This is a genomic window from Mucilaginibacter sp. SG564 (assembly GCF_013149275.1).
In the GTDB taxonomy this organism is placed as follows: domain Bacteria; phylum Bacteroidota; class Bacteroidia; order Sphingobacteriales; family Sphingobacteriaceae; genus Mucilaginibacter.
In genome coordinates this window covers 1-20,670 of the sequence record NZ_JABGNA010000023.1, presented here as the reverse complement: position 1 = coordinate 20,670, position 20,670 = coordinate 1, and the positions used below count along the sequence as shown (strand labels likewise).

The 20,670-nt window shown below is 43.3% G+C and carries 23 protein-coding genes; 9 read left to right on the top strand and 14 right to left on the bottom strand.

The genetic code is table 11. From position 1 onward, the window contains the following. Positions 1 to 3: 3 nt before the first annotated feature. Both FHW89_RS27895 and FHW89_RS27890 read right to left on the bottom strand, forming a co-directional pair. Positions 4 to 324, bottom strand: a complete 321-nt coding sequence (locus FHW89_RS27895) for a hypothetical protein (protein WP_172338330.1) — start codon at positions 322 to 324, stop codon at positions 4 to 6. Positions 325 to 335: 11 nt separating this feature from the next. Next, positions 336 to 1,067 carry a hypothetical protein gene (locus tag FHW89_RS27890; RefSeq protein ID WP_172338329.1) on the bottom strand — a complete coding sequence of 244 codons (732 nt, stop codon included), beginning with the start codon at positions 1,065 to 1,067 and terminating at the stop codon, positions 336 to 338. Between the two features lie 297 nt (positions 1,068 to 1,364). On the opposite strand from FHW89_RS27890, the gene creD reads away from it, so the two are divergent. From creD to FHW89_RS27870, 4 genes are all read left to right on the top strand, one after another. After that, on the top strand, positions 1,365 to 2,798 hold the full coding sequence (gene creD, locus FHW89_RS27885; RefSeq protein WP_253952339.1) for a cell envelope integrity protein CreD: 1,434 nt from the start codon (positions 1,365 to 1,367) through the stop codon (positions 2,796 to 2,798). Positions 2,799 to 3,358: 560 nt separating this feature from the next. Beyond that, positions 3,359 to 4,768: a 23S rRNA (uracil(1939)-C(5))-methyltransferase RlmD gene (rlmD, locus tag FHW89_RS27880; RefSeq protein WP_172338328.1), complete on the top strand. Its 1,410-nt coding sequence runs from the start codon at positions 3,359 to 3,361 to the stop codon at positions 4,766 to 4,768. Between the two features lie 129 nt (positions 4,769 to 4,897). Continuing rightward, on the top strand, positions 4,898 to 5,293 hold the full coding sequence (locus tag FHW89_RS27875; protein ID WP_172338327.1) for a hypothetical protein: 396 nt from the start codon (positions 4,898 to 4,900) through the stop codon (positions 5,291 to 5,293). 115 nt (positions 5,294 to 5,408) lie between these two features. Continuing rightward, positions 5,409 to 5,918 (top strand): phosphoribosyltransferase family protein, encoded by a 510-nt coding sequence (locus FHW89_RS27870; protein WP_172338326.1) that lies wholly within the window; start codon positions 5,409 to 5,411, stop codon positions 5,916 to 5,918. Between the two features lies 1 nt (position 5,919). On the opposite strand, the gene FHW89_RS27865 is transcribed toward FHW89_RS27870, so the two are convergent. The 5 genes from FHW89_RS27865 to FHW89_RS27845 form a co-directional block, all read right to left on the bottom strand. Next, positions 5,920 to 6,714 (bottom strand): PhzF family phenazine biosynthesis protein, encoded by a 795-nt coding sequence (locus FHW89_RS27865; RefSeq protein ID WP_172338325.1) that lies wholly within the window; start codon positions 6,712 to 6,714, stop codon positions 5,920 to 5,922. A 6-nt stretch (positions 6,715 to 6,720) separates the two neighbouring features. Further along, a complete protein-coding gene (locus tag FHW89_RS27860) occupies positions 6,721 to 7,242 on the bottom strand; it encodes a shikimate kinase (RefSeq protein ID WP_172338324.1) in 522 nt (173 codons plus the stop codon). A 109-nt stretch (positions 7,243 to 7,351) separates the two neighbouring features. Next, the gene (locus tag FHW89_RS27855) at positions 7,352 to 8,410 is read right to left on the bottom strand and encodes an ABC transporter permease (RefSeq protein ID WP_172338323.1); all 1,059 of its coding nucleotides are present in this window, start codon (positions 8,408 to 8,410) and stop codon (positions 7,352 to 7,354) included. Positions 8,411 to 8,412: 2 nt separating this feature from the next. Next, the gene (locus tag FHW89_RS27850) at positions 8,413 to 9,564 is read right to left on the bottom strand and encodes a BT_3928 family protein (RefSeq protein WP_172338322.1); all 1,152 of its coding nucleotides are present in this window, start codon (positions 9,562 to 9,564) and stop codon (positions 8,413 to 8,415) included. 127 nt (positions 9,565 to 9,691) lie between these two features. Next, positions 9,692 to 10,171 carry a DUF1599 domain-containing protein gene (locus FHW89_RS27845; protein ID WP_172338321.1) on the bottom strand — a complete coding sequence of 160 codons (480 nt, stop codon included), beginning with the start codon at positions 10,169 to 10,171 and terminating at the stop codon, positions 9,692 to 9,694. Between the two features lie 157 nt (positions 10,172 to 10,328). Between FHW89_RS27845 and folP the strand changes: the two genes are divergently transcribed. Further along, positions 10,329 to 11,183, top strand: coding sequence for a dihydropteroate synthase (gene folP / locus FHW89_RS27840; RefSeq protein ID WP_172338320.1), 855 nt, complete (start codon positions 10,329 to 10,331; stop codon positions 11,181 to 11,183). A 329-nt stretch (positions 11,184 to 11,512) separates the two neighbouring features. After that, positions 11,513 to 11,968, top strand: a complete 456-nt coding sequence (locus tag FHW89_RS27835) for a nuclear transport factor 2 family protein (RefSeq protein ID WP_172338319.1) — start codon at positions 11,513 to 11,515, stop codon at positions 11,966 to 11,968. A 240-nt stretch (positions 11,969 to 12,208) separates the two neighbouring features. On the opposite strand, the gene FHW89_RS27830 is transcribed toward FHW89_RS27835, so the two are convergent. The 5 genes from FHW89_RS27830 to FHW89_RS27810 all read right to left on the bottom strand — a co-directional run bounded on the left by FHW89_RS27830 (position 12,209) and on the right by FHW89_RS27810 (position 15,986). Continuing rightward, entirely contained in the window at positions 12,209 to 12,754 is a 546-nt protein-coding gene (locus FHW89_RS27830) for an NUDIX hydrolase (protein ID WP_172338318.1), read from the bottom strand. A 176-nt stretch (positions 12,755 to 12,930) separates the two neighbouring features. Beyond that, a complete protein-coding gene (locus tag FHW89_RS27825; protein ID WP_172338317.1) occupies positions 12,931 to 13,737 on the bottom strand; it encodes a YgcG family protein in 807 nt (268 codons plus the stop codon). Between the two features lie 12 nt (positions 13,738 to 13,749). Then, positions 13,750 to 14,184: a TPM domain-containing protein gene (locus FHW89_RS27820; protein WP_172338316.1), complete on the bottom strand. Its 435-nt coding sequence runs from the start codon at positions 14,182 to 14,184 to the stop codon at positions 13,750 to 13,752. Between the two features lie 127 nt (positions 14,185 to 14,311). Continuing rightward, the gene (locus tag FHW89_RS27815; protein WP_172338315.1) at positions 14,312 to 14,890 is read right to left on the bottom strand and encodes a LemA family protein; all 579 of its coding nucleotides are present in this window, start codon (positions 14,888 to 14,890) and stop codon (positions 14,312 to 14,314) included. Between the two features lie 523 nt (positions 14,891 to 15,413). Next, positions 15,414 to 15,986 (bottom strand): RNA polymerase sigma factor, encoded by a 573-nt coding sequence (locus tag FHW89_RS27810; RefSeq protein WP_172338314.1) that lies wholly within the window; start codon positions 15,984 to 15,986, stop codon positions 15,414 to 15,416. A 335-nt stretch (positions 15,987 to 16,321) separates the two neighbouring features. Between FHW89_RS27810 and FHW89_RS27805 the strand changes: the two genes are divergently transcribed. From FHW89_RS27805 to FHW89_RS27795, 3 genes are read left to right on the top strand one after another with little or no spacing between them, the layout of a single operon-like run. Then, the gene (locus FHW89_RS27805; RefSeq protein ID WP_172338313.1) at positions 16,322 to 17,872 is read left to right on the top strand and encodes an NAD(P)/FAD-dependent oxidoreductase; all 1,551 of its coding nucleotides are present in this window, start codon (positions 16,322 to 16,324) and stop codon (positions 17,870 to 17,872) included. Then, the gene (locus FHW89_RS27800; protein WP_172338312.1) at positions 17,869 to 18,354 is read left to right on the top strand and encodes a DinB family protein; all 486 of its coding nucleotides are present in this window, start codon (positions 17,869 to 17,871) and stop codon (positions 18,352 to 18,354) included. Before FHW89_RS27805 ends, FHW89_RS27800 begins: the two co-directional genes overlap by 4 nt. Further along, the gene (locus tag FHW89_RS27795) at positions 18,347 to 18,712 is read left to right on the top strand and encodes a CoA-binding protein (RefSeq protein ID WP_172338311.1); all 366 of its coding nucleotides are present in this window, start codon (positions 18,347 to 18,349) and stop codon (positions 18,710 to 18,712) included. The genes FHW89_RS27800 and FHW89_RS27795 overlap by 8 nt, the downstream gene beginning before the upstream one ends. Positions 18,713 to 18,886: 174 nt before the next feature. On the opposite strand, the gene FHW89_RS27790 is transcribed toward FHW89_RS27795, so the two are convergent. Together FHW89_RS27790 and FHW89_RS28740 are read right to left on the bottom strand one after the other, a co-directional pair. Beyond that, positions 18,887 to 20,275, bottom strand: a complete 1,389-nt coding sequence (locus FHW89_RS27790) for an RNA methyltransferase (protein ID WP_172338310.1) — start codon at positions 20,273 to 20,275, stop codon at positions 18,887 to 18,889. A 164-nt stretch (positions 20,276 to 20,439) separates the two neighbouring features. Beyond that, positions 20,440 to 20,670, bottom strand: a 231-nt coding sequence (locus tag FHW89_RS28740) for a hypothetical protein (RefSeq protein ID WP_216650710.1), incomplete at its 5' end; no start/stop codon positions are given.

Here is a 20,670-nt window from a genome sequence, read left to right as displayed (position 1 = left end):
GCCCTACATCCGCTCCATAATTTTTAACCGTTTAATGCGGATATAGCCCCGGCGTATAAAAAACAAACCCACAGCCAGTATTAGCCCGAGGATGGCCCATTTGCCGCCAAATTTGTATAACCATAGTGTAACATCGTCCATTTCAATGTTGCCCCCTTTGTTTTCCCATTTTTGTATTGCAAAGAAGCGTAAAGTGCCCGCGACAACAAATATTAGTCCGATGCCGATGTTGAACCAGGCACGGATATAAGGTTCTTTTTTATTACCGCTGTAAATATGGTCTTCAGCAAAGTTTTCCTGGTTTTTGTCTGTTTCGTTTTGCATAGTATTGTATGTTATTTTCTGAAGACCGCTGAGATATTACCTACTCTTTCGCCATTGGGGGTGTTAAACATTCGGTTTTCGTAATCGTGCAAGGAAAATATAGCTTCTTTGCTGCTGTCAAAATCAGTAAGTGCCAAAGTAGCTTCTTTAGTTATAGGTGGTGTATCAGGAATAACAGTTTTGGTGTAAGGCTCGGCCTTGATTGTTTTGGTACCGTGGTCGATAGCTGTTATTTGGTACATGACCATGGAGCTGCTATCAAACCGGTACACTTTTACAATATCACCGGTTTGCGGCCCGGCTGTGTACCTGGTTAAAAGTACCTGTTCGTTTTTATATCTATCATCGGCGGTTTTGGGTCTTGGAACCACGCGGTGATAAATAAATAAGCCAGCCAGGAATAAAATAACTGCTCCAAAAAATACGATGTTAAGCCATATCAAAACTTTTCCCTTTGTGCCTGTTTTAAAAGATGTGGATACCATTATTGTTTCTTTTTCGGTTATGAAAAAGGTGTCTAATGCACTATCCCAGCGAACAATGGGAACATCCTGGTTACATTGATGACAATAAACTGAGCCCGAGATCTGACGGGTGTTACGTTCCCAGCCTGCCTCCAATTGGATCTGGTAAAAGCTCATTTCTAACTTGCCCTTGTTTGCGCACAGGGGGCAAATCAAATCAGGTGCCTGTACTGTTTGCAGAAACAGGTGATTTTTATTTACGCGATTAACAACGATCATTCTGCTGAAGAGTTTTAATGTATATGATAATATCAAAGCTACGGGTGGGAGTGTCTTTAGGGAAATTTCGGTTATCTACAAAGTATCTACTTCTTTTCTGAGTAGGGTCTACAATACGACTACGTTTGTTTTTAATTATTTGGATATCAATAGTTTGAAATGAAATGTGTTTTAGGCTGCATATTGAACTCTCCTGGTATTATCTAAAGAGGAGCATAGCTTTTAAATAAGTTTTAGCAAAAATTATTTGGATTGTTTAATTCTTCTTTGTTACTTTGAATTGCAAAGTACTTTATATTGAAATATAGAATCGGGCCTTCGGGTCTTATTTTTGATATTGATACTTTGAATTACAAAGTACTTTATATTAAAAAATATATGATCCAGGACGAACCACACAAACACGGAATAATGGACGGGCTCAAGGAGTCGGTTACCGTTAAATTGCTCTTTATTGCTACATTGATCTTGGTGTTGCTTATACCATCATCATTGGTCAACAACCTTATAGATGAGCGGGCCAGCCGCCAGGATGAGATGATGCGCGATGTATCCGATAAATGGTCGGGCAGCCAGGTAATCAAGGGGCCCGTGCTGATCATTCCTTATAAGCAACAGATTAAGGAAACCGATGCGACAAACAAAGAAATTATGAGGGAGCATACCGGAAATCTGTACCTATTGCCTGATAACCTGCATATTAAAGCCGGGCTTACCACCCAGATCCTGCACCGGGGAATATTTGATGTGGCCGTGTATAACTCCCTGGTAAAAGTATCGGGCAATTTCTCCAAAGCCGACCTGAGTAGCCTATCCCTTACCTCTGACCAACTTTTACTGAACAAGGCCCGGATAGTATTTAGTATAACTGATTTGAAAGGGTTAAAAAACAACCCGGTTATCAAAGCCAATGAGCAGTCACTTACAGCCGAACCGGTATTTGATAATGCATCGATATTTGGCGGTGGCCTGCAGGTAGCCGTAGATATTTCAAACGCCAAAGACGGAAATGTACCTTTTGAATATGCCCTGGATCTGAAAGGGAGTCAGGGGCTAAGCTTTCTGCATTTAGGCAAAACAACGGATGTGGAAGCCGACGGTAGCTGGAGCAGCCCAAGCTTTGACGGCCGCTACCTTCCCGATGAGCGAACTGTAAGTAAGGATGGTTTTAAAGCGCGCTGGCGCATGTTGTACTACAATCGCCCATTTCCGCAGCAATGGGTGGATAATGACAGACTGCTCAGTAACGATAAAAAGCTTGCCGATGCCATATTCGGTGTAAAATTACGCCTGCCCGTTGATCAGTATCAAAAAACAATGCGTACCAGTAAGTATGCCCTGCTCATCATCGCTTTAACGTTTATCTCGTTGTTTTTAACCGAGGTGATCCGTAAACAAAGGATACATATATTTAATTACATACTCATTGGTATAGCCATGATTATTTATTACTCTTTGTTGCTTTCTTTCTCCGAGCAGGTGGGGTATAATTATGCTTATCTCATCGCTTCGGTATCAACCATCGTGTTGGTGTCGGTGTTCATCGCATCCTTGTTAAAAAGGAAAATGGCCGCCTGGTTGTTTGCCTTTATCCTATCGGTTTTTTACGCCTTTATTTTTGTGATCATCCAACTGGAAGATTTCGCGCTCATTATTGGTAGCATCGCTTTATTTATAGTTGTAGCTATACTGATGTACTTCTCACGCAAAATAAATTGGGAGAAACATTAAAATAGAAACGGGGATAGTGAAAGATCTATCCCTTTTTTTTATTAAATACCGTATACCGATTTGGTTTTTAGTATAATATTTACTATGTTAGCATAATAAATTTTTTATCATGAGTCCCGAACTGACAGAATTTTCAGACCTGATTGATGAGCAATTTGACATAGCCGATATGGATACCGACGATTTTGTATCCTACATATTGAGCCTGTTTGCCTGATTGCAGATCACATTGCTGGTAGTTCGCTTTTAAGCGGAAAGGATATTCTTTTGTCCGGCAATTCATGAAACCGAGCTTTTAAAACCTAAACCTTATTAACCCAAAACGAGCCGTGAAGCAGCCAATTTGTTGTTTCACGGCTCTTAAACCTTTAACCAGGTGCGTTTACCCTGGGTTTACATGTAAACCCACTTTTTGAAGCGGAAATTAATTTAATATATTGATTGTCAATTAAATATATCGATGTTAGCCATAAAAAGTGTAAACCCATGTAAACCCACTTTTTACTTATCTCTAACCTCCTGTTTTTATCCTAAATAAATACGGTTAACTTTGCACCCTGATGAATAAAGTTGCCAAACAGAAGTTTTTTGAGGATGTCCGGATCATTGATATTGCCGAAGAAGGCAAAGGTGTAGGTAAAACCGACGATTTTGTGCTTTTTGTAGATAAAGCCATTCCCGGCGATGTAGCCGACGTACAGGTTTACAAAAGCAAAAAGAATTTTGGCGAGGGCCGGATAATCGCGCTCAAACAGCCATCCGAATACCGGGTTGAACCCTTTTGTGAACACTTTGGCACCTGTGGGGGCTGCAAATGGCAGCATATGACTTATGAAGGTCAGCTCAAATTCAAACAAAAATCTGTGGCCGATGCCCTTGGCCGCATAGCCAAAATTGACGTACAGGGCATCATAGACATAGTACCGTCGCCCGAAGATCGTTATTATCGGAATAAACTGGAATATACATTTTCTGATAAACGCTGGCTTTACGACGGCGAAAACAAGGAAGATGAAACCCTGAATATGAACGCCCTGGGTTTCCACATTCCCGGCCGTTTTGATAAAATATTGGATGTAAAGCATTGCTATCTGCAGGCCGAACCATCCAATACCCTGCGCAACAGCATCCGCGATTTTGTAATTGCACAGGGCTACACTTTTTATAACCTGCGCAATCATGAAGGTGCTTTGCGCAACCTCATTGTACGTACCTCATCAACCGGCGAAGTAATGGTTATTGTGGTATTTGCCTATGTAAGCGAAGAGGAAGTAAACAAACTGATGAGTTTTATTGATGCCGGTTTCCCGGAAATCACTTCGCTGCTGTACATCATCAACCAGAAAAAAAACGATACCATTTTTGATCAGGATGTGATAGCCTTTAAAGGGCCCGAATACATCCATGAAGAAATGAATGGCATCAAATTCCGTATCGGGCCGAAATCATTTTACCAAACCAACAGCATCCAGGCACTGCGCCTGTATGAAATAACCCGCGATTTTGCCGGTTTTAAAGGCGATGAACTGGTATATGACTTGTACACCGGCGCCGGTACCATTGCTAACTTTATTGCCGGGCATGTAAAAGAGGTAGTGGGAGTAGAGTATGTTCCTACCGCTATTGAAGATGCTAAAGTGAATTCGGCCATCAACAATATCACCAATACCAAGTTTTACGCCGGTGACATGAAAGATGTGCTGGTTGCTGATTTCGTAGCAGAGCATGGTAAACCTGATGTGATCATCACCGATCCGCCCCGCGCGGGCATGCACCCAGATGTGGTGAACCGCCTTATGGAAATTGAAGCTCCAAAAATTGTTTATGTAAGCTGCAATGCCGCTACCCAGGCCCGCGACCTGCTGGTACTCAAGGAAAAATACGATACTGTAAAAATACAACCCGTTGATATGTTCCCACACACACAGCATGTGGAAAATGTGGTGTTACTGGTGTTAAGGAGTAATTAGTTCGTAGATCATGGTTCATAGTAAAAAGAGGAAAAATCGAAAGAGAAAAATTGAGGCAATCCTTTAATTCAACGAATCAGGATTCAGACAAAAGAAGTATCAACGTAATCAAAAAAATCAACGGTCAATATGCAACCCGAAGATCTGTTAAACGAAGGCAATGAAAGCCAGCAACCGGCAAAGGACAGCCCGCTGTTGAGCCTGGAGCGTGAGCTTAAAATTTTTAAAGAATCTATCCATGAAGTGGCCGTCGAAATTATGATGGAGGGGCTATCTTCTTACCCTATTTTTATAGCGCATCAGCATGAACTAAGTCTTGGAGAAGTGATCCTGGATCGTAACGAGCTGAACACCGATTGGAGTATCCATGCCTCAACCCTCGAAGAGTTTGAGGAGCGCGGTGTGATCAAGCCCGAACTAAAAGACCGTTTTATCAACAGCTATAAAAACCCCAACGATTTTATGTGCATTTTTGTGGTGGTACCCGAGGGCGCGAATTTTGTTTATTTCCCGTATGGGAAATGATTGTTGCAAGGTTTCAATGTTGTAAAGTTGAAAGGTTAAGGCGTATATTTACAAGGTTGATACTTAAAAACATTACAACGTTCAAACATTAGAACATTTCAACAAAGAAGCGCACATGTCTGAAAAGAAACTCCTCATATTAAATCAGCACCAGATAGAGCAAAAGCTCGACCGTATTGCCTACCAGATCCTGGAAGATAATTTTGACGAACAGGAGATCATCATTGCGGGCATATTACCCCGTGGCAATCATATTGCGCAACGGATCAAAACTATCCTGGATGGTATAGCCCCATTTACCAGTAAATTGCTCACCATTGAGCTCGAAAAACAAAGCAGCACCCTGCAGGCTAAAGTTGATTTTGATGTTCAGGAATGCAGCAATAAAGTGGTGATTCTGGTTGATGATGTACTGAATAGTGGCAAAACGCTGGCCTACGGTTTTGCGGTGTTTTTAGATGTACCCCTCAAAAAACTGCGTACAGCCGTATTGATAGATCGCAACCATAAAAGCTTCCCTGTAACTACCGATTTTGCCGGTGTTGCTCTTTCTACTGTGATCAAAGAACATGTGGATGTGGTGCTGGATGAAGATGGTGAAGAGGACGCGGTTTATTTGAGGTAATTTATTCGGTGTAAAAAGTACCCCTTGAGTATGTTTTAGCTTTACCGCCGATTAAAACCCGATCATCAATATCTATACAAACTAATTCACCCATTCTGTCAGATAATTGGAGTGCTCTCATTTGTTTTTTATGGAGTTTATTGCTCCAGTAGGGTATCAACGAGCAATGGGCCGAGCCTGTTACCGGGTCTTCTAATATGGATGCCTGCGGTGTAAAATAACGGGATACAAAATCGCAATTATCGCCTTTCGCGGTAACTATAACGCCACCCGGATCAAGGTTAATCTGATCAAGGAGTTGTTTATCAACTTTAATATCCCTTATTTCCTGTTCACTGTCATAAACCAAAACCAAATCTCTTGATTGTAGCGTTGTTTTTGGTTGTATATTGAGCGCGCTTTTGATTACTTCTGGTAAAGAAGCGGGTACAGGATTTCTCGAGGGGAAATTTAGCCAATAAAGGCCATCCTTGTCATTAAAAGTTACAATAAGCTCACCGCTGATAGTATTGAAAATTATTTTCTCTTCGGGGTAGTTAAGAATGGTTTTAAGCACATGGGCTGCTGCTAAAGTTGCATGGCCGCATAAATCCATTTCAATTTCAGGGGTAAACCATCGCAGATGGACCCCATGATCATTAATTACAAAAAATGCGGTTTCGGCTACGGCATTTTCTTTAGTGATATTTAAAAGTACATCATCAGGAAGCCAGCTTTTGAGTGGGACTACGCAGGCTGGGTTTCCTCCAAATATTCTATCAGTAAAACTGTCGATCTGAAAAAAATCTAATTCCATTCTGTTTTATTGTTGATTGAAGCTGGGATTTAATCCCAGTGCTTCTTCCAGTTTTTCTACAGACATGTCAATGCCTTCTACAATGTGAGCGGCCTGTAAATAAAAACTTTCCCGCTCGGCCAGTTTGCCGGTTATAAATTCAACCAGTTCATCACCTTGTTTGCCTTGTAATACCGGGCGCACGGTTTTGCTGTTGGTGAGCCTGTCGGCCAGGGTTTTAGGCGATAGTTTGATATACAGGGTTTGGCCATGCGTATTCATCCATTGCATATGGTCAAAAAAGCAAGGGAGGCCACCACCTGTTGATACCACTACATTCTCTGGGTATTCGGTTTGTTTCAGCACTTCCGATTCCAGTTTACGAAAAGAATCTTCGCCAAAGCTCGAAAAATATTCGGCTATGCTCATGCCTGCTTTTGCTTCGAGCACATGGTCCAGATCAATAAATTCATAGCCTAATTTGGCTGCCAGTTTACGGCTCCAGGTGGTTTTTCCACAGCCCATAAAACCAACTAAAAAGTACTTCATGTAGCAGTAATTATTGAATTAGTGAGTTATTGAATTAGTGAATTTTTCCATCTCCTTGGGCTGCCTCATCTGCATATTTGCACATATAGAATCTGCACATTTTACTGTATCAGCTTAATTTAACCCGCGGATCGATCCAAACATAAATAATATCGATCAGAATACTGATCACCACAAAAATAAAGGCGATAAAAAGGATAGATCCCATCACCACCGGAAAGTCCGACATCTCCAGGGCATCAACAGTGGCCTTGCCCAAGCCATTGTATCCAAAAATATATTCTACAAAAAACGAACCCGCCAGTAACGATGCAAACCAATTGGCTATAGCCGTGATTACCGGGTTCAATGCGTTTTTTAAAGCATGGCGATAGATGATGGCCCGGTTGCCAAGTCCTTTTGCTTTCGCGGTGCGGATATAATCTTGTCCCAGTACATCCAGCATGGCATTGCGGGTAAGCTGCACAATAATAGCCAACGGGCGCAAACCCAGCGTGATCATCGGTAATATTAAATTCCGGATGCTGACCACCTCGCCCCGGAAAGGATCATAACTATACAAACTGCCCGACATATTGAGACCGGTATATTTACTCAGCTCAAAACCAAATATCCAGGCAATAATAATCCCGGCGAAAAACGATGGCGCAGATATACCCAGTGTCGAGAAACTGATGGCCAGCTTATCTATCCAGGTATCTTTATTTACCGCGCTTAATACACCCAAAAACACGCCGATAATGATGGCGAATATCATTGCCGTGGTAGCCAGTACTAAGGTGTTGGGGATAACGTCCATCAATAAGCTTGCTACATCCTTACGGGTTTGGTACGACCGGCGCAAATAAGGCCATTTCAGCGCCAGCACTTTGGTATCACTCACTGCGAACAGCTTGGCGTAATGATACCGTTGCTGTTCTTCGGTATTATTTAAGTGAATGCCTACCGGCGAAAGATCATTCAGATAATAGGCAAACTGCACAGGTATGGGTTTATCCAAACCAAACTCTTTGCGTACGGCCTGTAACGATTGTACATCGGCGCGCTGACCCTGTGTCATCCGGGCCGGGTCGACAGGTAAAATATTGAACAGAAAGAAAACCACCAGCACAACGCCCAGCATTACCGCTAGTCCGTAAAATAATTTGCGGATGAGGTAACGGATCATAACTACTGTTTCTGGAAGTATTTTTTTACTAAACCATCATAAGTAGGTACCGTGTGGTAATGCCATTTGTTAATGATAGTACCGTTTTTAAGCAGCAGCACACCCGGATTGGCCCTCACCATTTCTTTCAGCGGAACGCCATCGGCGTAAAAAATTTCGGTAACCAGTTTATGTGCTTTGGCAAATGCTTCGGCGCTTTGTGCCGAATTGGACGTAAGTAATACCGTGCGGATATTATAATTTTCGGTAGCGTTTATAGCCAGCGCGTTTAAGCGGTTGATAGCTTCGGCATTGGTTTTATCCAGATCATGAGCTACGATAACCAGGCTATAAAATGGATTGGATAATAACTCTTTGGTATAATCATTACCCTGGCCATCCTGTATAGATAAATCGCGGATCTTGGGTTCGAAGCCTTTTTTAACCAGGCGGCTTTCCGGGTTTCCTACAACTTCCCAATTAGCGTCCTTCCAGATATTGGTTTTCAGGTACTCTTTATCGCTCATGGTTTTGGTTTCGCCGGTCTTTTTGTTTTTAAGATTGTAGGTTACCTCAAATTCATCCAGCTGTACTCCCGGCGGAATTTTCATCTCGTCGGGAATATTAGCGCCTATTTTATACGGTAAAAAATCGATGATAGGCATAAAGTTATAGGTATATATGCCAAAACTCAATGCAACAACGGCTGCGCCGATAAGCCATTTATCGGCCGTTTTAGGTTTAAATATGGGCTGTATTTTTTTACGGTTGATAAATGGCACCAATACCAGTAAAAGCAGGATCATATCCTTACTGAAGGATTGCCAGGGCGTTAGCGGTATAGCATCACCAAAACAGCCGCAGGTTTGTACCACCTTAAAAAAGGCCGAATAGAAAGTTAAAAAGCCAAAAAATATAATGAGCAGCAATAATCCCCAGGCCACTTTTACAGCGCGAACACCGATAAGCAGGGCAAAACCCAGAACCATTTCCAATGTGCACAGCAATACAGCTATAGTAAGCGCAAAGCCATTCAGGAACATGATATGGAAAACCTCAAAATACTCCTCCAGCTTGTACGAAAAACCCAGCGGATCATTAGCTTTAATCAGTCCCGAAAAAATAAATAATAAACCAACCGCTATCCTGCAAAACCAAATAAAGCTGTTTTTCATAGTTATATGTTATGAGATCAAAGATTTTGGGAGTAAGGAGCAAGGACTTTTTCTTTGTCTTGTTTTAAAAATCTTTGCTCTTTGTTCCTTTTATCCTTGCTCCAAAAATTCTTGCTCCAAAAGTCTATTATACCCCTAATTTTATTAAAGCGAACACTGAATAATTGAGCATGTCCTGGTAATTGGCTTTCACGCCCTCAGATACTTCGGTAAGGCCCTGGTTATCCTCAATTTGTTTAACACGCAGTAGCTTCATCAATATCAGATCGGTTAATGAACTGATGCGCATATCGCGCCAGGCCTCGCCATAGTCGTGGTTTTTGGCAAACATGAGTTCCTTGGTTTCCTTTACGCGCTCGTCAAACAGGCGCTCTACATGATCGGGGGCAAGCTCCATGGCGGTTTCGGCACTGCATTCCAACTGCATCATGGCAATAACGCAGTAATTTACTATGCCAATATATTCGCCGGTAATATCCTCACCCACCTTAGATACTTTTTTTTCTTCCAGGGTACGTATACGCTGGGCTTTGATAAATATCTGATCCGTGATGGATTGCGGGCGCAGTATGCGCCATGCGGTTCCGTAGTCGCGGGTCTTTTTCATGAAAAGGCCCTTACATGTGTTAATTACTGCGTCGTACTCTGCTGATGTATTAGCCAAAAGTTGAAATATTTGAATGTTGAAACGTTTTGAATAAAGCGTGCTTGCGCCAATGCTGCAAAGTTAAACTAAATTACAATATTTAAACTTTGTAAAACACATGGTTCAAGATACATTTTTTCATAAAAAAACTACCCTGAACGCGAGGGGAAAACTCATCGACCTATCCAGCCCAAAGGTTATGGGGATCATCAATATTACGCCTGATTCATTTTATGCCGGCAGTCGCAAGCCCGGTATTGACGAGGCCCTGCAGCAAGCTGAAAAGATGCTGGCTGACGGTGCCACTTTTTTAGATATCGGGGCATATTCTTCGCGGCCCAATGCCGAAGATATTGCCATTGCCGAAGAAACCGACCGCCTGTTGCCTGCTGTTGAGGCTATTGCAGCAGCTTTTCCTGACGCGGTGATGTCTATTGATACCTTCCGGGCGCAGGTTGCCGAGGCTGCTATTAATGCTGGCGCGCATATCATCAATGATATATCGGGTGGAACCCTGGATGAAGCTATGTTTACCACCGTTGCCAGTTTGCAGGTTCCCTACATTTTGATGCACATGAAAGGCACGCCGCAGACTATGAATCAATTAGCCCAGTACGATGATGTTTTTACCGAAGTACTCGACTATTTTGTAACCCGGTACCAGCAGCTAAAGCAATTGGGTGTACACGATGTGATCATCGACCCGGGTTTTGGTTTTGCCAAAAAGAACGAACATAATTATAACCTGATGAACCGCCTGCAGGATTTTGATATGTTATGCTTACCAACCTTAGTAGGTATCTCCCGCAAACGGATGATCTACGGACTACTAGAAACTACTGCCGCCGAAGCCCTGAATGGTACCACCGTTTTGAACACCATAGGCCTGATGAAAGGCGCCAATATCCTGAGAGTTCATGATGTTAAAGAAGCGGTAGAAGCCGTAAAGATCTGGGAAGCGGTTAACAGCTGAAAAACTTTTTAAACCTCAAATTTTAACAAATTTTTGCTCAAAAAGGCCCTTTTTTTCATCAAAAGTGTTCGGAAAACATCAATTTTAACACTTTTTAACAAATTTTAACCGTGTTTTTAATGTGCTTTTTTAGGTTTAAAAAGTATTAAATATTTGATTTTCAAATAACTAATAGAAAAATGGATGCTTTCTGGCTTGCTTTTTCCCTTAACTAAACAGCCCGGTTCTCCTTTTTGAAGAGGAACCGGGCTGCTAGCTATACAAAGATACGAAATTTAAGGATGCCTTAAAATGGCTATATTTAGTTTTTAATATTCAATAAGCTTATCATGAAAAATTTACTGCTCCTGCTATTTGTTGTACTCCTGTCATCCAAATCCTTTGCCCAGCAGCCGGATCAGGAGGGTATTAAACAAACCATCAATACCCTGTTTGACGCCATGCGCAAGGGCGATAGTACCCTGCTGCGGTCAACATTTGCAAAAGATATTGTCTTTCAGAGCGTCGCCAACAAAAAGGATGGTTCAGTTGCCCTGGTGACTGAAAACGCGAATGATTTTATAAAGCAAATAGGCACGCCGCATAAGGAAGTGTACGATGAACAGATTGTTTATAACGATATTAAAATTGACGGCGACCTGGCCAGCGTTTGGGCGCCCTACAAATTTTACCTGGGCAAAACGTTCAGCCATTGCGGGGTGGATGTTTTCCAGTTGATGAAAACCAAAGATGGCTGGAAGATCATTTATATTGTAGATACGCGCAGGAAAGATAATTGTCTTTAGTGGTGAGTAGTGAGAAAGAAAACAATATGAAATTAAAAGCATGGGAAAGTGCGATTCCCTCCCGACGGGAGGGGGAGGGAGGGGTTTCTTCGCTATGCTTGTGGTATAAATCCCTCCCTGTTACTACACTATCCCTCCGCTCCCCTCCCCTCCCCAAGGAGGGAATTTAAGCTGCAAATAATCATTTGCGTTTTAATGTGTATTGGGGGCTTAACAGGGAATCTTAAAAAACATAAAACTTTACAACGCCCCCAGTTTCACCATGCCATAAAACAAACCCGTGCAGTGCATGGCCTGGGCTATTTTATTTTCGAGCAGCAGTTGTTTTACTTCGGCGATGGTGTATTCTTCTACGATTAACTCTTCATGAGCATCCAATGACTGATCTTTTACTTTTTTGCCGCCTTTGGCCAGGTAAGTAAAAGTTTGATTGTTGGCGGTTGCCGGGTTGCCGTACACGGTACACAGATGTTCAAAATTATCAAACTGGTAGCCCGTTTCTTCCAGCAGTTCGCGGCGCAGGGCTTCCTCTGGTTTTTCGTCACCGTCGATAACACCACCCGGAGGTTCGAGCGAAATAATTCCGGCAGCATGGCGGTATTGTTTTACCATCAATACTTTATTGTCTTCGGTTATAGCTACGCCGTTAACCCAGTTGCTGTATTCCAATACGTAGTAATCATCAACTATTCGGCCATCGGGCATTTCGCATTTGTCAATCCGCAAGGTAGCCCAGGGGCCTTTATGTATGTAATGTGATGAAAGTAGTTTCCAGGTGAGATCCATTATTTAATTAGTGAATTATTGATTTAGTGAATTAGTGATGGGGGGAATGTTTAATTAGTGAATTAGCGATTTAGTGAAGTTGGTAGTTAAATTCTGAAAATTAGTTAATTCTGAAAATTCTGATTCAGACAAAAAATCACTAAATCACTAAATCAATAATTCAGTAATTCAAAAAATCACCAGCTGCCACTTGAGCCGCCGCCGCCGAAATCGCCGCCGCCAAAACCACCGAAGCCCCCACTGTCGCCGCCACCACTATCATTACCTCCACCGCTGAAGCCTCCCCAGCCACCACCACCGCTGCCACGACCTAGCAGATTGCCGGCTAAGAACCACCAGAAAGGACTGGCTCCGCCACGGCTACCAATGATCTGGCGACCGCCACCACCGCCACCGCGGTTGCGGAAAATGAGTACGATGATCACAATTACGATGATAATGACAATGAGCACACTGCCGCCACCGCCGCCATTTTGTTTAGCCTGTGGTTTTTTATCGGCCTTGTACTCGCCTTTGGTATATTTAATGATCTGATCTACGCCTGCATTTAACCCGCCATAGTAGTCGCCCGCTTTAAAGCGTGGGTTAATATCATTCACCCTGATCTCCTGGGTTACAATATCAGGCAATGCACCTTCGGCGCCGTAGCCGGTTTGAATAGTAAGTTTCCTGTCGGCAAGGGCCACCAGAATAAGTATGCCGTTGTTTTTTCCTTTTTGCCCGATACCCCATTTACGACCCAGCGCGGCACCATATTCGGCGATGTCATAGTTCCCTACCGATTTGATCATTACAATAGCGATCTGGGTGGAGGAGGAATCGTTAAAAGCTACCAGTTTACTCTCCAGCCGTTGTTTATCATCGGCAGACAGGGTGTTAGTATAATCGGTAACCAGCGTGTTTGATCGTTCCGGAAAATCCTGAGCAAACACGGCAAAGGCGCACAACACCAGGGTAAAGAACAATATGATTTTTTTGAACATGAGTTTTAAAGGTTAATCGCCATCCATAAAGGCAACGTCATCAGGCAATTCATTGTTATTATCCCCGGTATGCGGAAAATACTTCTGCAACTGTTCGCCGGCAATTTTTAAGCCGGTAACTATGCCCTCTATAATATCGCCATACTTAAAATGCTGCAGCATATCTTCCTTGGTAGCGTCCCAAAAATTGGCCGGTACCACCGAATTGATGCCCGCATCGCCAATAATGGCAAATTTCCGATCTACAGTGGCTACATAAATCAATATGCCATGGCGCAGTTTGGTTTTGTGCATATTAAGCTGGTAAAAATATTTAGCGGCACGATCAAGCACATCTTCGCTGCATTTTTTTTCGATGCATACCCTGATCTCGCCCGAACTGCGGTTCTCGGCTTCCTGTATAGCTTTGCGTATCCGCAGCTGCTCTTCTTCGGTAAATACGGGCATCTTTTTAATTATTGAATTATTGAATTAGTGAATTACTGAGTAATTGAATTAACGATTAGTGAATTGGTGATCTGGAATGCTTTCCTGAAGCTCAAATCACTAATTCACTAAATCAATAATTCACTAATCAGAATTGAACCTTAGGGGCTTTATCAGCTCCGGGTTCGGCGGTGAAATAGCCTTTTTCGCTAAAGCCAAACATTTTGGCTGTTATATTGGCCGGGAACGAGCGGATCTTGGTGTTAAATTCCTGTACGGAAGCGTTAAAATCCTGGCGGGCTACCTGTATACGGTTTTCGGTACCTTCAATCTGCGCCTGTAAACCCAGGAAGTTTTCGTTGGTTTTTAAGTTAGGATAATTTTCTGTTACCGATAATAAACGACCCAACGCGGTGCTTAATTCACCCTGCGCTGCCTGGAAAGCTTTGATGGATTCCGGGGTAAGCTTGGTAGGGTCAACCTGTACAGATGTTGCTTTGGCGCGTGCTTCAACAACGGCGGTTAAGGTACCTTTTTCAAAATTGGCAGCTCCTTTAACGGTGTTCACCAGGTTAGGGATCAAATCGCTGCGGCGCTGATACTGACTTTGAACGGCCGCCCATTTGGTTTTTACGTTTTCATCCATTTTAACCATGCTGTTATAACTGCATGAGCTTAATGACATTGCCGCCGTTATAATTAATATTACCGAGAATAACTTTTTCATTTTAATTATGCTTTTTAGTGATGTGTTTCAAATTAGATTACAAAAGGCGTACCGTTGTTACAACAGTTAATGGTTATGACAACATGGCAAGATACACATCGCTAAAGATAATCAAAACATTTGTGGTACGCGATTAAAGCATGGAGATGATTTTTTAGGATAGGAAGGACTTTGGGGACGCTAAGAAATAGATTTGTCATACTGAACGCAGTGAAGCATCGGTTATTGAACTTTTCAATTGTAAAACAGATCCTTCGTCCCTCAGGATGACATGTTTTAGGGGGGCTTATAAAAAGGGCTGTGTGTCTGAGCCTGTCGAAGACTCGCGCGTAGAGGCCTGCCCACCATGGTTCGACGGAGCTCACCGTGACATCCTTGTTTTATTATTAAATATGCATTTGATTATGGAATAAGCTTTTATGGCTTACTGGTATAAGTTCAGGCGGGTTGCCTGAACTGCGGCGGTGATAAGTGTACGGGTTATGGGATAACCGGGCGGAAAAGGGGGCAGGGTAAGGGCTGATTACCCTGCCAGGCAATGCTGCTCACGCATGGTAAGCTGGCCAATCATGTCTTTTAAAATATTGCGTGCACGGTATAAGGTAGTGCGTGATAACAATTCTGTCATACCCAATGAGCTGCCAATTTCCTGATGGGAGTAGCCCTCAATAGCATACATGCTAAATACAGAACGGTAAGTTTTGGGTAGTTTCTGGATCAGTTTCATCAAATCTTTTGCTTCCAGTCCGTTATCATTGTATGATCTGCTGCCCATAGCCACGCTGTTTTCGGCGGCAAAATCTTCCACCAAAACCATGGGTTTTAATTTGCGGTAGCGTGATATGGCGCAATGTACCATAATACGGCGGATCCATCCTTCCAGGCTGCCCTCGCCACGGTAATTGTTCATGTTTTTGAACATTTTTATAAAGCCTTCCTGTAATATATCCTGTGCTTCGTCTTTATCAGTTGCATAGCGCATGCAAACTGCCAGCATTCTTGGGGCCAATGCCCTGTATAATTGTTCCTGTTGCTTGCGGTCGTTTTTCAAACATCCTTCCCATAGGGTCATCAAGCGGTCTTCGGCGATATTCATTTTGTGTGTTATTTTTATAACGAGCCTATGCCAATACCAATGCCATTTTATAAGTTATTGATTTTCAATTAAATAAATTTTAATGGTCATTTCAAACTGTTCGATAGCGGACGGTTAATGTGCACGGGCGAACAGTTTGGTTTTACATGTTTTAACGGATATCACCCTTTTAGGGGGAGGAGAAAGGGGCCACACCCAACCCTCTCCATCCCGATAGCTATCGGGAGAGAGGGCTTTACTTAACATATCTGACTCCCTCTCCAAAGGAGAGGGCTGGGGTGAGGCCTTTTTTCCTTACCTTTGCACAGCTCCGGGATAAAAACCTGGCAATTATCATGATCAAAGAAGTAGAAATAGTATGCCCGCCCGGGCAGCAAGAAGATGAAGCCGTAATAACCCGTTTGGCGGCGGCTTCTCTGAATATTCAACCCCAAAAAGTTTCGGCAGTAAAAGTTTTAAAACGATCCATAGATGCGCGTGGTCGCAAGGTGGTTTACCGCATGCAGTTGCAGGTGTTTTTGGATCAGCCTTATCAGCCCGAAATATTTACCGTTAATTATCCTGATGTGCAGTTTGGCAGGCCCGTTATTATTGTAGGCGCCGGTCCCGCAGGGATATTCGCGGCGCTGCAATGTATCCAGTCGGGATTAAAGCCCATTATTGTAGAACGTGGTAAGGACGTAAAACAGCGCCGGCGGGATTTGGCCAATATTAACAAGCAAGGCCTGGTAAATCCCGAATCAAATTATTGCTTTGGCGAAGGAGGGGCTGGAACTTACTCGGATGGTAAACTATATACCCGGTCTACCAAACGTGGCGATGTAAACCAGGTGCTGAAAATGTTTGTAGCGCATGGTGCCGAGGAGAATATATTGATAGATGCCCGGCCGCACATCGGCACCAATAAACTACCGCAGATCATCACCGCCATGCGCGAAACCATACTGAATGCCGGCGGCGAGATATTGTTTGATACCAAAGTGACCAGCTTACTGGTAGAATTTGGCAAAATAAAAGGCGTAAAACTGGCCAATGGCGAAAAACTGACGGCCGATGCGGTAATACTGGCTACGGGCCACTCTGCACGCGATGTTTTTGAAATGCTGCATCATCAACATATATTGATTGAGGCTAAGCCTTTTGCATTGGGGGTGCGGATAGAACATCCCCAGGAAATTATCGACCGGGCCCAATACCATTGTGAATATCGCGGCCCTGATCTGCCGCCATCCTACTATAACCTGGTGGAGCAGGTGGACGATAGGGGCGTATTTTCCTTTTGTATGTGTCCCGGCGGTATCATTGCCCCCTGCGCAACGGAACCGAATGAAATTGTGGTGAACGGCTGGAGCCCATCTAAACGGAACAACCCTTTTGCCAACTCGGGAACTGTAGTGCAGATCAATATGGAAGATGTGGCCGGTGATGACAACGATCCTTTTAAAATGCTGCGCTTTCAGCAGGAGATTGAGAAAGCAGCTTTTGTGGCAGGAGGTGGTAACCTGGTAGCTCCGGGTCAGCGTATGGTTGATTTTGTGGAGGGGCGTTTGTCGCGAGATCTGCCGGAAAACTCCTACCTGCCCGGAACCAAAAGTACCGAGTTGAAAGAAATACTGCCTTTATGGATCCATAAGCGGCTGCAAAAAGCGCTGCCAGCCTTTGGCAGAAAGATGAAAGGTTATTATACAAATGAAGCTATATTAGTAGGAGTGGAGTCGCGCACATCATCGCCGGTAAAAGTTCCACGCGATAAGGAAACACTGCAGCACCCGCAGGTTCAGGGTTTGTTTCCTTGTGGTGAGGGTGCCGGTTACGCGGGTGGCATTATTTCTGCGGCAATTGATGGCATCAACTGCGCTTTGGCAACTTTAAAAATATTAGCATGAGTACCTCAGAAAATCTTTCGCACGAATTGCAAAATGTACTGTCGGGCAATCCCTGGTATGGTTCGCCGGTTTATACTATATTAAAAAGTGTCAACTTTGAAACCGCGTACGAAAAGCCGCCGGGCTCAATACATAATATAGCCGAAATAGTGCTCCACATGATTGCCTGGACAGAAGAGGTGATGGATAGGATGAACGGCCTGCCATCGGGCCTGCCCACCAGTGGCGACTGGCCACCTATAGGCAAACCTGACGAACAAAAATGGCAGAATTATGTTGAAGATTTGAAACTGGTTAACGTAAATTTGATTGGCATCATCCAAAACTTCCCTCCGGATCAATGGAATGAGCCAACAAACGACGAAAGGAACCGCGAACAGGGAACCGGTGTTACCTATGAAGAACTGATCAACGGATTGATACAGCATCATATCTATCACTCGGCCCAGATAGCGTTACTAAAAAGGATAATTAATGGCTGATAAAAAAACATTGGTATTGGGCGCTACGCCTGATCCCAGCAGATACGCTTACCTGGCCTCGAACAGACTGGTAAGCAAAGGACACACCATCGTAAATGTAGGGATAAAAACGGGTGAGGTAGCTGGTGTACCCATCGAAAAGCCCGAAATCATCCATCACGATATTGATACGGTAACCTTATATGTTGGTCCACAACATCAACCGGAACTATATAACTATATATTAGATACTCATCCGAAGCGAATTATTTTCAACCCAGGTACCGAAAACTCCGAGCTGCGCCGTCTGGCCAATGAAAAAGGTATCCAGACAGAGAATGCCTGCACGCTGGTGCTGTTATCTATAGATGGGTATTGAGCCCCCCAGCCCCCTGAAGGGGGAACTCTTAGCGGGTTACTTGTCAGAACCACGATTTTCATGATTAAGGGATTACTATGATTTTTTGGAGTGGTTAATGAAAATCGTGGTAATCCCTTTATCTGTTTAATCCCGGTTCAGACAAAAGCACCCGGCTCATCAAAAGCTCCCCCTTCAGGGGGCTGGGGGGCTCGGGGCATGACTTATAATCCTGATCTCTTTAGGATAATAGTTATTGATACGATTGGGCAGGAGTTTAGCCCAACCCATGGCCTGGCTTTGAAAGGTCATCAAACTCCAGCCTTTTTGGGTAGGGTTCAGGTCGATATTATCCCGGCGCAGGTATTGGATAGCCTGATCATAGTTAAGTTCGGTTTGTAAAACTGCGTCCTTATTAATAATAGTGCTCAGGGCCAGTTCATGGTCGGGTATCAGATCTTTCCCCATCAGCTGACCTACGCGTACGCCAGATTTTTTGAGATACAGGTGGCGTTGCAAAATATTCAGACTTTCTTTATGTGCGCGGTTAATGACCAGCCAATCATCATTTACTTTAAAATAATAGAAACTTTCGGGGTTATAGAGATAGGTCTTTACCTGGTCAATTTCCTTGCTGCTTATTTTTTGCTGCATATTGTTTTTAAAGTTGCCCAACTCGCCTGTATTGTTTCTCTTGCGCAGGCAGGAGGCAAACAAACCTTCGCCCTTTACCTGGCCTGGATAAAAGCGGTAACCCCATGCTTTTTGCTGCGCCGATTCGGTTTCCACAATACCCCACTCCTTATATATAGGTATACGGATGCTTTCCAGATCGAATTCCTGGCAAAGCCAATCGAGGATATCCTCATTTTCCTGGTGCGAGTAGGAGCAGGTACTATATATAAGGTAACCATCCTCGTTTAAGGCGGGGAGCATATCGGCCAAAATCCGTTCCTGCCGTTGATGACAGAGATTGACGTTGGCTTCAGACCACTCGTTCATCGCCTGCGGATCTTTGCGAAACATGCCCGAGCCAGAGCAGGGGGCATCAACCAGGATAATATCAAAAAAGCTTTTGAGCCGGCCAATGTCTTTAGGGTCGTTATTACTCACGATGACGTTGCTTTGGCCCCACCGGCTCAGGTTATCTGTTAATATAGGTACACGCGTTTTAATGATCTCGTTAGCCACCAGCAGATCATCAGCCCCGATAGCCGAATTAAGCAGGGTGCTTTTACCGCCCGGCGCCGCGCAAAGATCAAGCACTTTGATAGGTTGCTCCTTATTTTGCCTGATGTGTTTCATGATATGATCAATAAACATCGACGATGCCTCCTGTACATAATAACATCCGGCATGAAAAAGAGGGTCAAAAGTGAAGGACGGACGGGTATCTAAATAAAAACCATCGGCACACCAGGGCACTTGCGCGCTTGTTTTTAAGGCCGAGGGTTTAAATGGATTTAATCTTATAGAGGTAGGCGCCTCAGAATTTTCATGGGCTTTAATAAAATTTTGCTCATCAAATCCACTTTCTGCGCTTAAAGAGGCCAGGAAGTTTTCGGGAAATGGGTGGTTGTTCATATACTTTTCAAATATACAAATTAGGTAAATGCTATTATTATAGGATAAAGAAGGCTTGTTACGACAGAATTTAGGGTTAGTTTACAGACAGTTGTAAAATAGTTTTAATTATTTCAAAATTTCTCTTGGAAGGGATGTGTTTTTCTCTGTACATTTGTGACCGCTTAAGGAAAAAGGGCGTTGTTTTTTGAAGATTTAGCGAATAAAAAAAAGTTTAAAAAAGTGAAAATTTCACTTGATAAATTAAAAAAGGTTTCGCACCTTTGCAGCCCGCTGAGGGAGGAATAGAAGAGAGGGAAAAGGCGGTCAAAACTTAGAATAAAAAAAAGAAAAAAAAGTTTTGGAAATAAGAAAAAGGTTTCTACCTTTGCACTCCCGAAACGAAGGAAAGAAAA

Bases quoted from the DNA above. Each gene is read 5' to 3' on its own strand.
- FHW89_RS27845 (WP_172338321.1), bottom strand. From the start codon at position 10,171: ATGAAAAAGACCCGCGACTACGGAACCGCATGGCGCATACTGCGCCCG.
- FHW89_RS27795 (WP_172338311.1), top strand. From the start codon at position 18,347: ATGGCTGATAAAAAAACATTGGTATTGGGCGCTACGCCTGATCCCAGC.
- FHW89_RS27870 (WP_172338326.1), top strand. From the start codon at position 5,409: ATGTCTGAAAAGAAACTCCTCATATTAAATCAGCACCAGATAGAGCAA.
- FHW89_RS27895 (WP_172338330.1), bottom strand. From the start codon at position 324: ATGCAAAACGAAACAGACAAAAACCAGGAAAACTTTGCTGAAGACCAT.
- FHW89_RS27855 (WP_172338323.1), bottom strand. From the start codon at position 8,410: ATGATCCGTTACCTCATCCGCAAATTATTTTACGGACTAGCGGTAATG.
- FHW89_RS27820 (WP_172338316.1), bottom strand. From the start codon at position 14,184: ATGCCCGTATTTACCGAAGAAGAGCAGCTGCGGATACGCAAAGCTATA.
- FHW89_RS27865 (WP_172338325.1), bottom strand. From the start codon at position 6,714: ATGGAATTAGATTTTTTTCAGATCGACAGTTTTACTGATAGAATATTT.
- FHW89_RS27850 (WP_172338322.1), bottom strand. From the start codon at position 9,564: ATGAAAAACAGCTTTATTTGGTTTTGCAGGATAGCGGTTGGTTTATTA.
- FHW89_RS27810 (WP_172338314.1), bottom strand. From the start codon at position 15,986: ATGAATATCGCCGAAGACCGCTTGATGACCCTATGGGAAGGATGTTTG.
- FHW89_RS27830 (WP_172338318.1), bottom strand. From the start codon at position 12,754: ATGGATCTCACCTGGAAACTACTTTCATCACATTACATACATAAAGGC.
- FHW89_RS27875 (WP_172338327.1), top strand. From the start codon at position 4,898: ATGCAACCCGAAGATCTGTTAAACGAAGGCAATGAAAGCCAGCAACCG.
- FHW89_RS27790 (WP_172338310.1), bottom strand. From the start codon at position 20,275: ATGAACAACCACCCATTTCCCGAAAACTTCCTGGCCTCTTTAAGCGCA.
- FHW89_RS27825 (WP_172338317.1), bottom strand. From the start codon at position 13,737: ATGTTCAAAAAAATCATATTGTTCTTTACCCTGGTGTTGTGCGCCTTT.
- rlmD (WP_172338328.1), top strand. From the start codon at position 3,359: ATGAATAAAGTTGCCAAACAGAAGTTTTTTGAGGATGTCCGGATCATT.
- FHW89_RS27835 (WP_172338319.1), top strand. From the start codon at position 11,513: ATGAAAAATTTACTGCTCCTGCTATTTGTTGTACTCCTGTCATCCAAA.
- FHW89_RS27860 (WP_172338324.1), bottom strand. From the start codon at position 7,242: ATGAAGTACTTTTTAGTTGGTTTTATGGGCTGTGGAAAAACCACCTGG.
- FHW89_RS27890 (WP_172338329.1), bottom strand. From the start codon at position 1,067: ATGATCGTTGTTAATCGCGTAAATAAAAATCACCTGTTTCTGCAAACA.
- FHW89_RS27805 (WP_172338313.1), top strand. From the start codon at position 16,322: ATGATCAAAGAAGTAGAAATAGTATGCCCGCCCGGGCAGCAAGAAGAT.
- FHW89_RS27800 (WP_172338312.1), top strand. From the start codon at position 17,869: ATGAGTACCTCAGAAAATCTTTCGCACGAATTGCAAAATGTACTGTCG.
- folP (WP_172338320.1), top strand. From the start codon at position 10,329: ATGGTTCAAGATACATTTTTTCATAAAAAAACTACCCTGAACGCGAGG.
- FHW89_RS27815 (WP_172338315.1), bottom strand. From the start codon at position 14,890: ATGAAAAAGTTATTCTCGGTAATATTAATTATAACGGCGGCAATGTCA.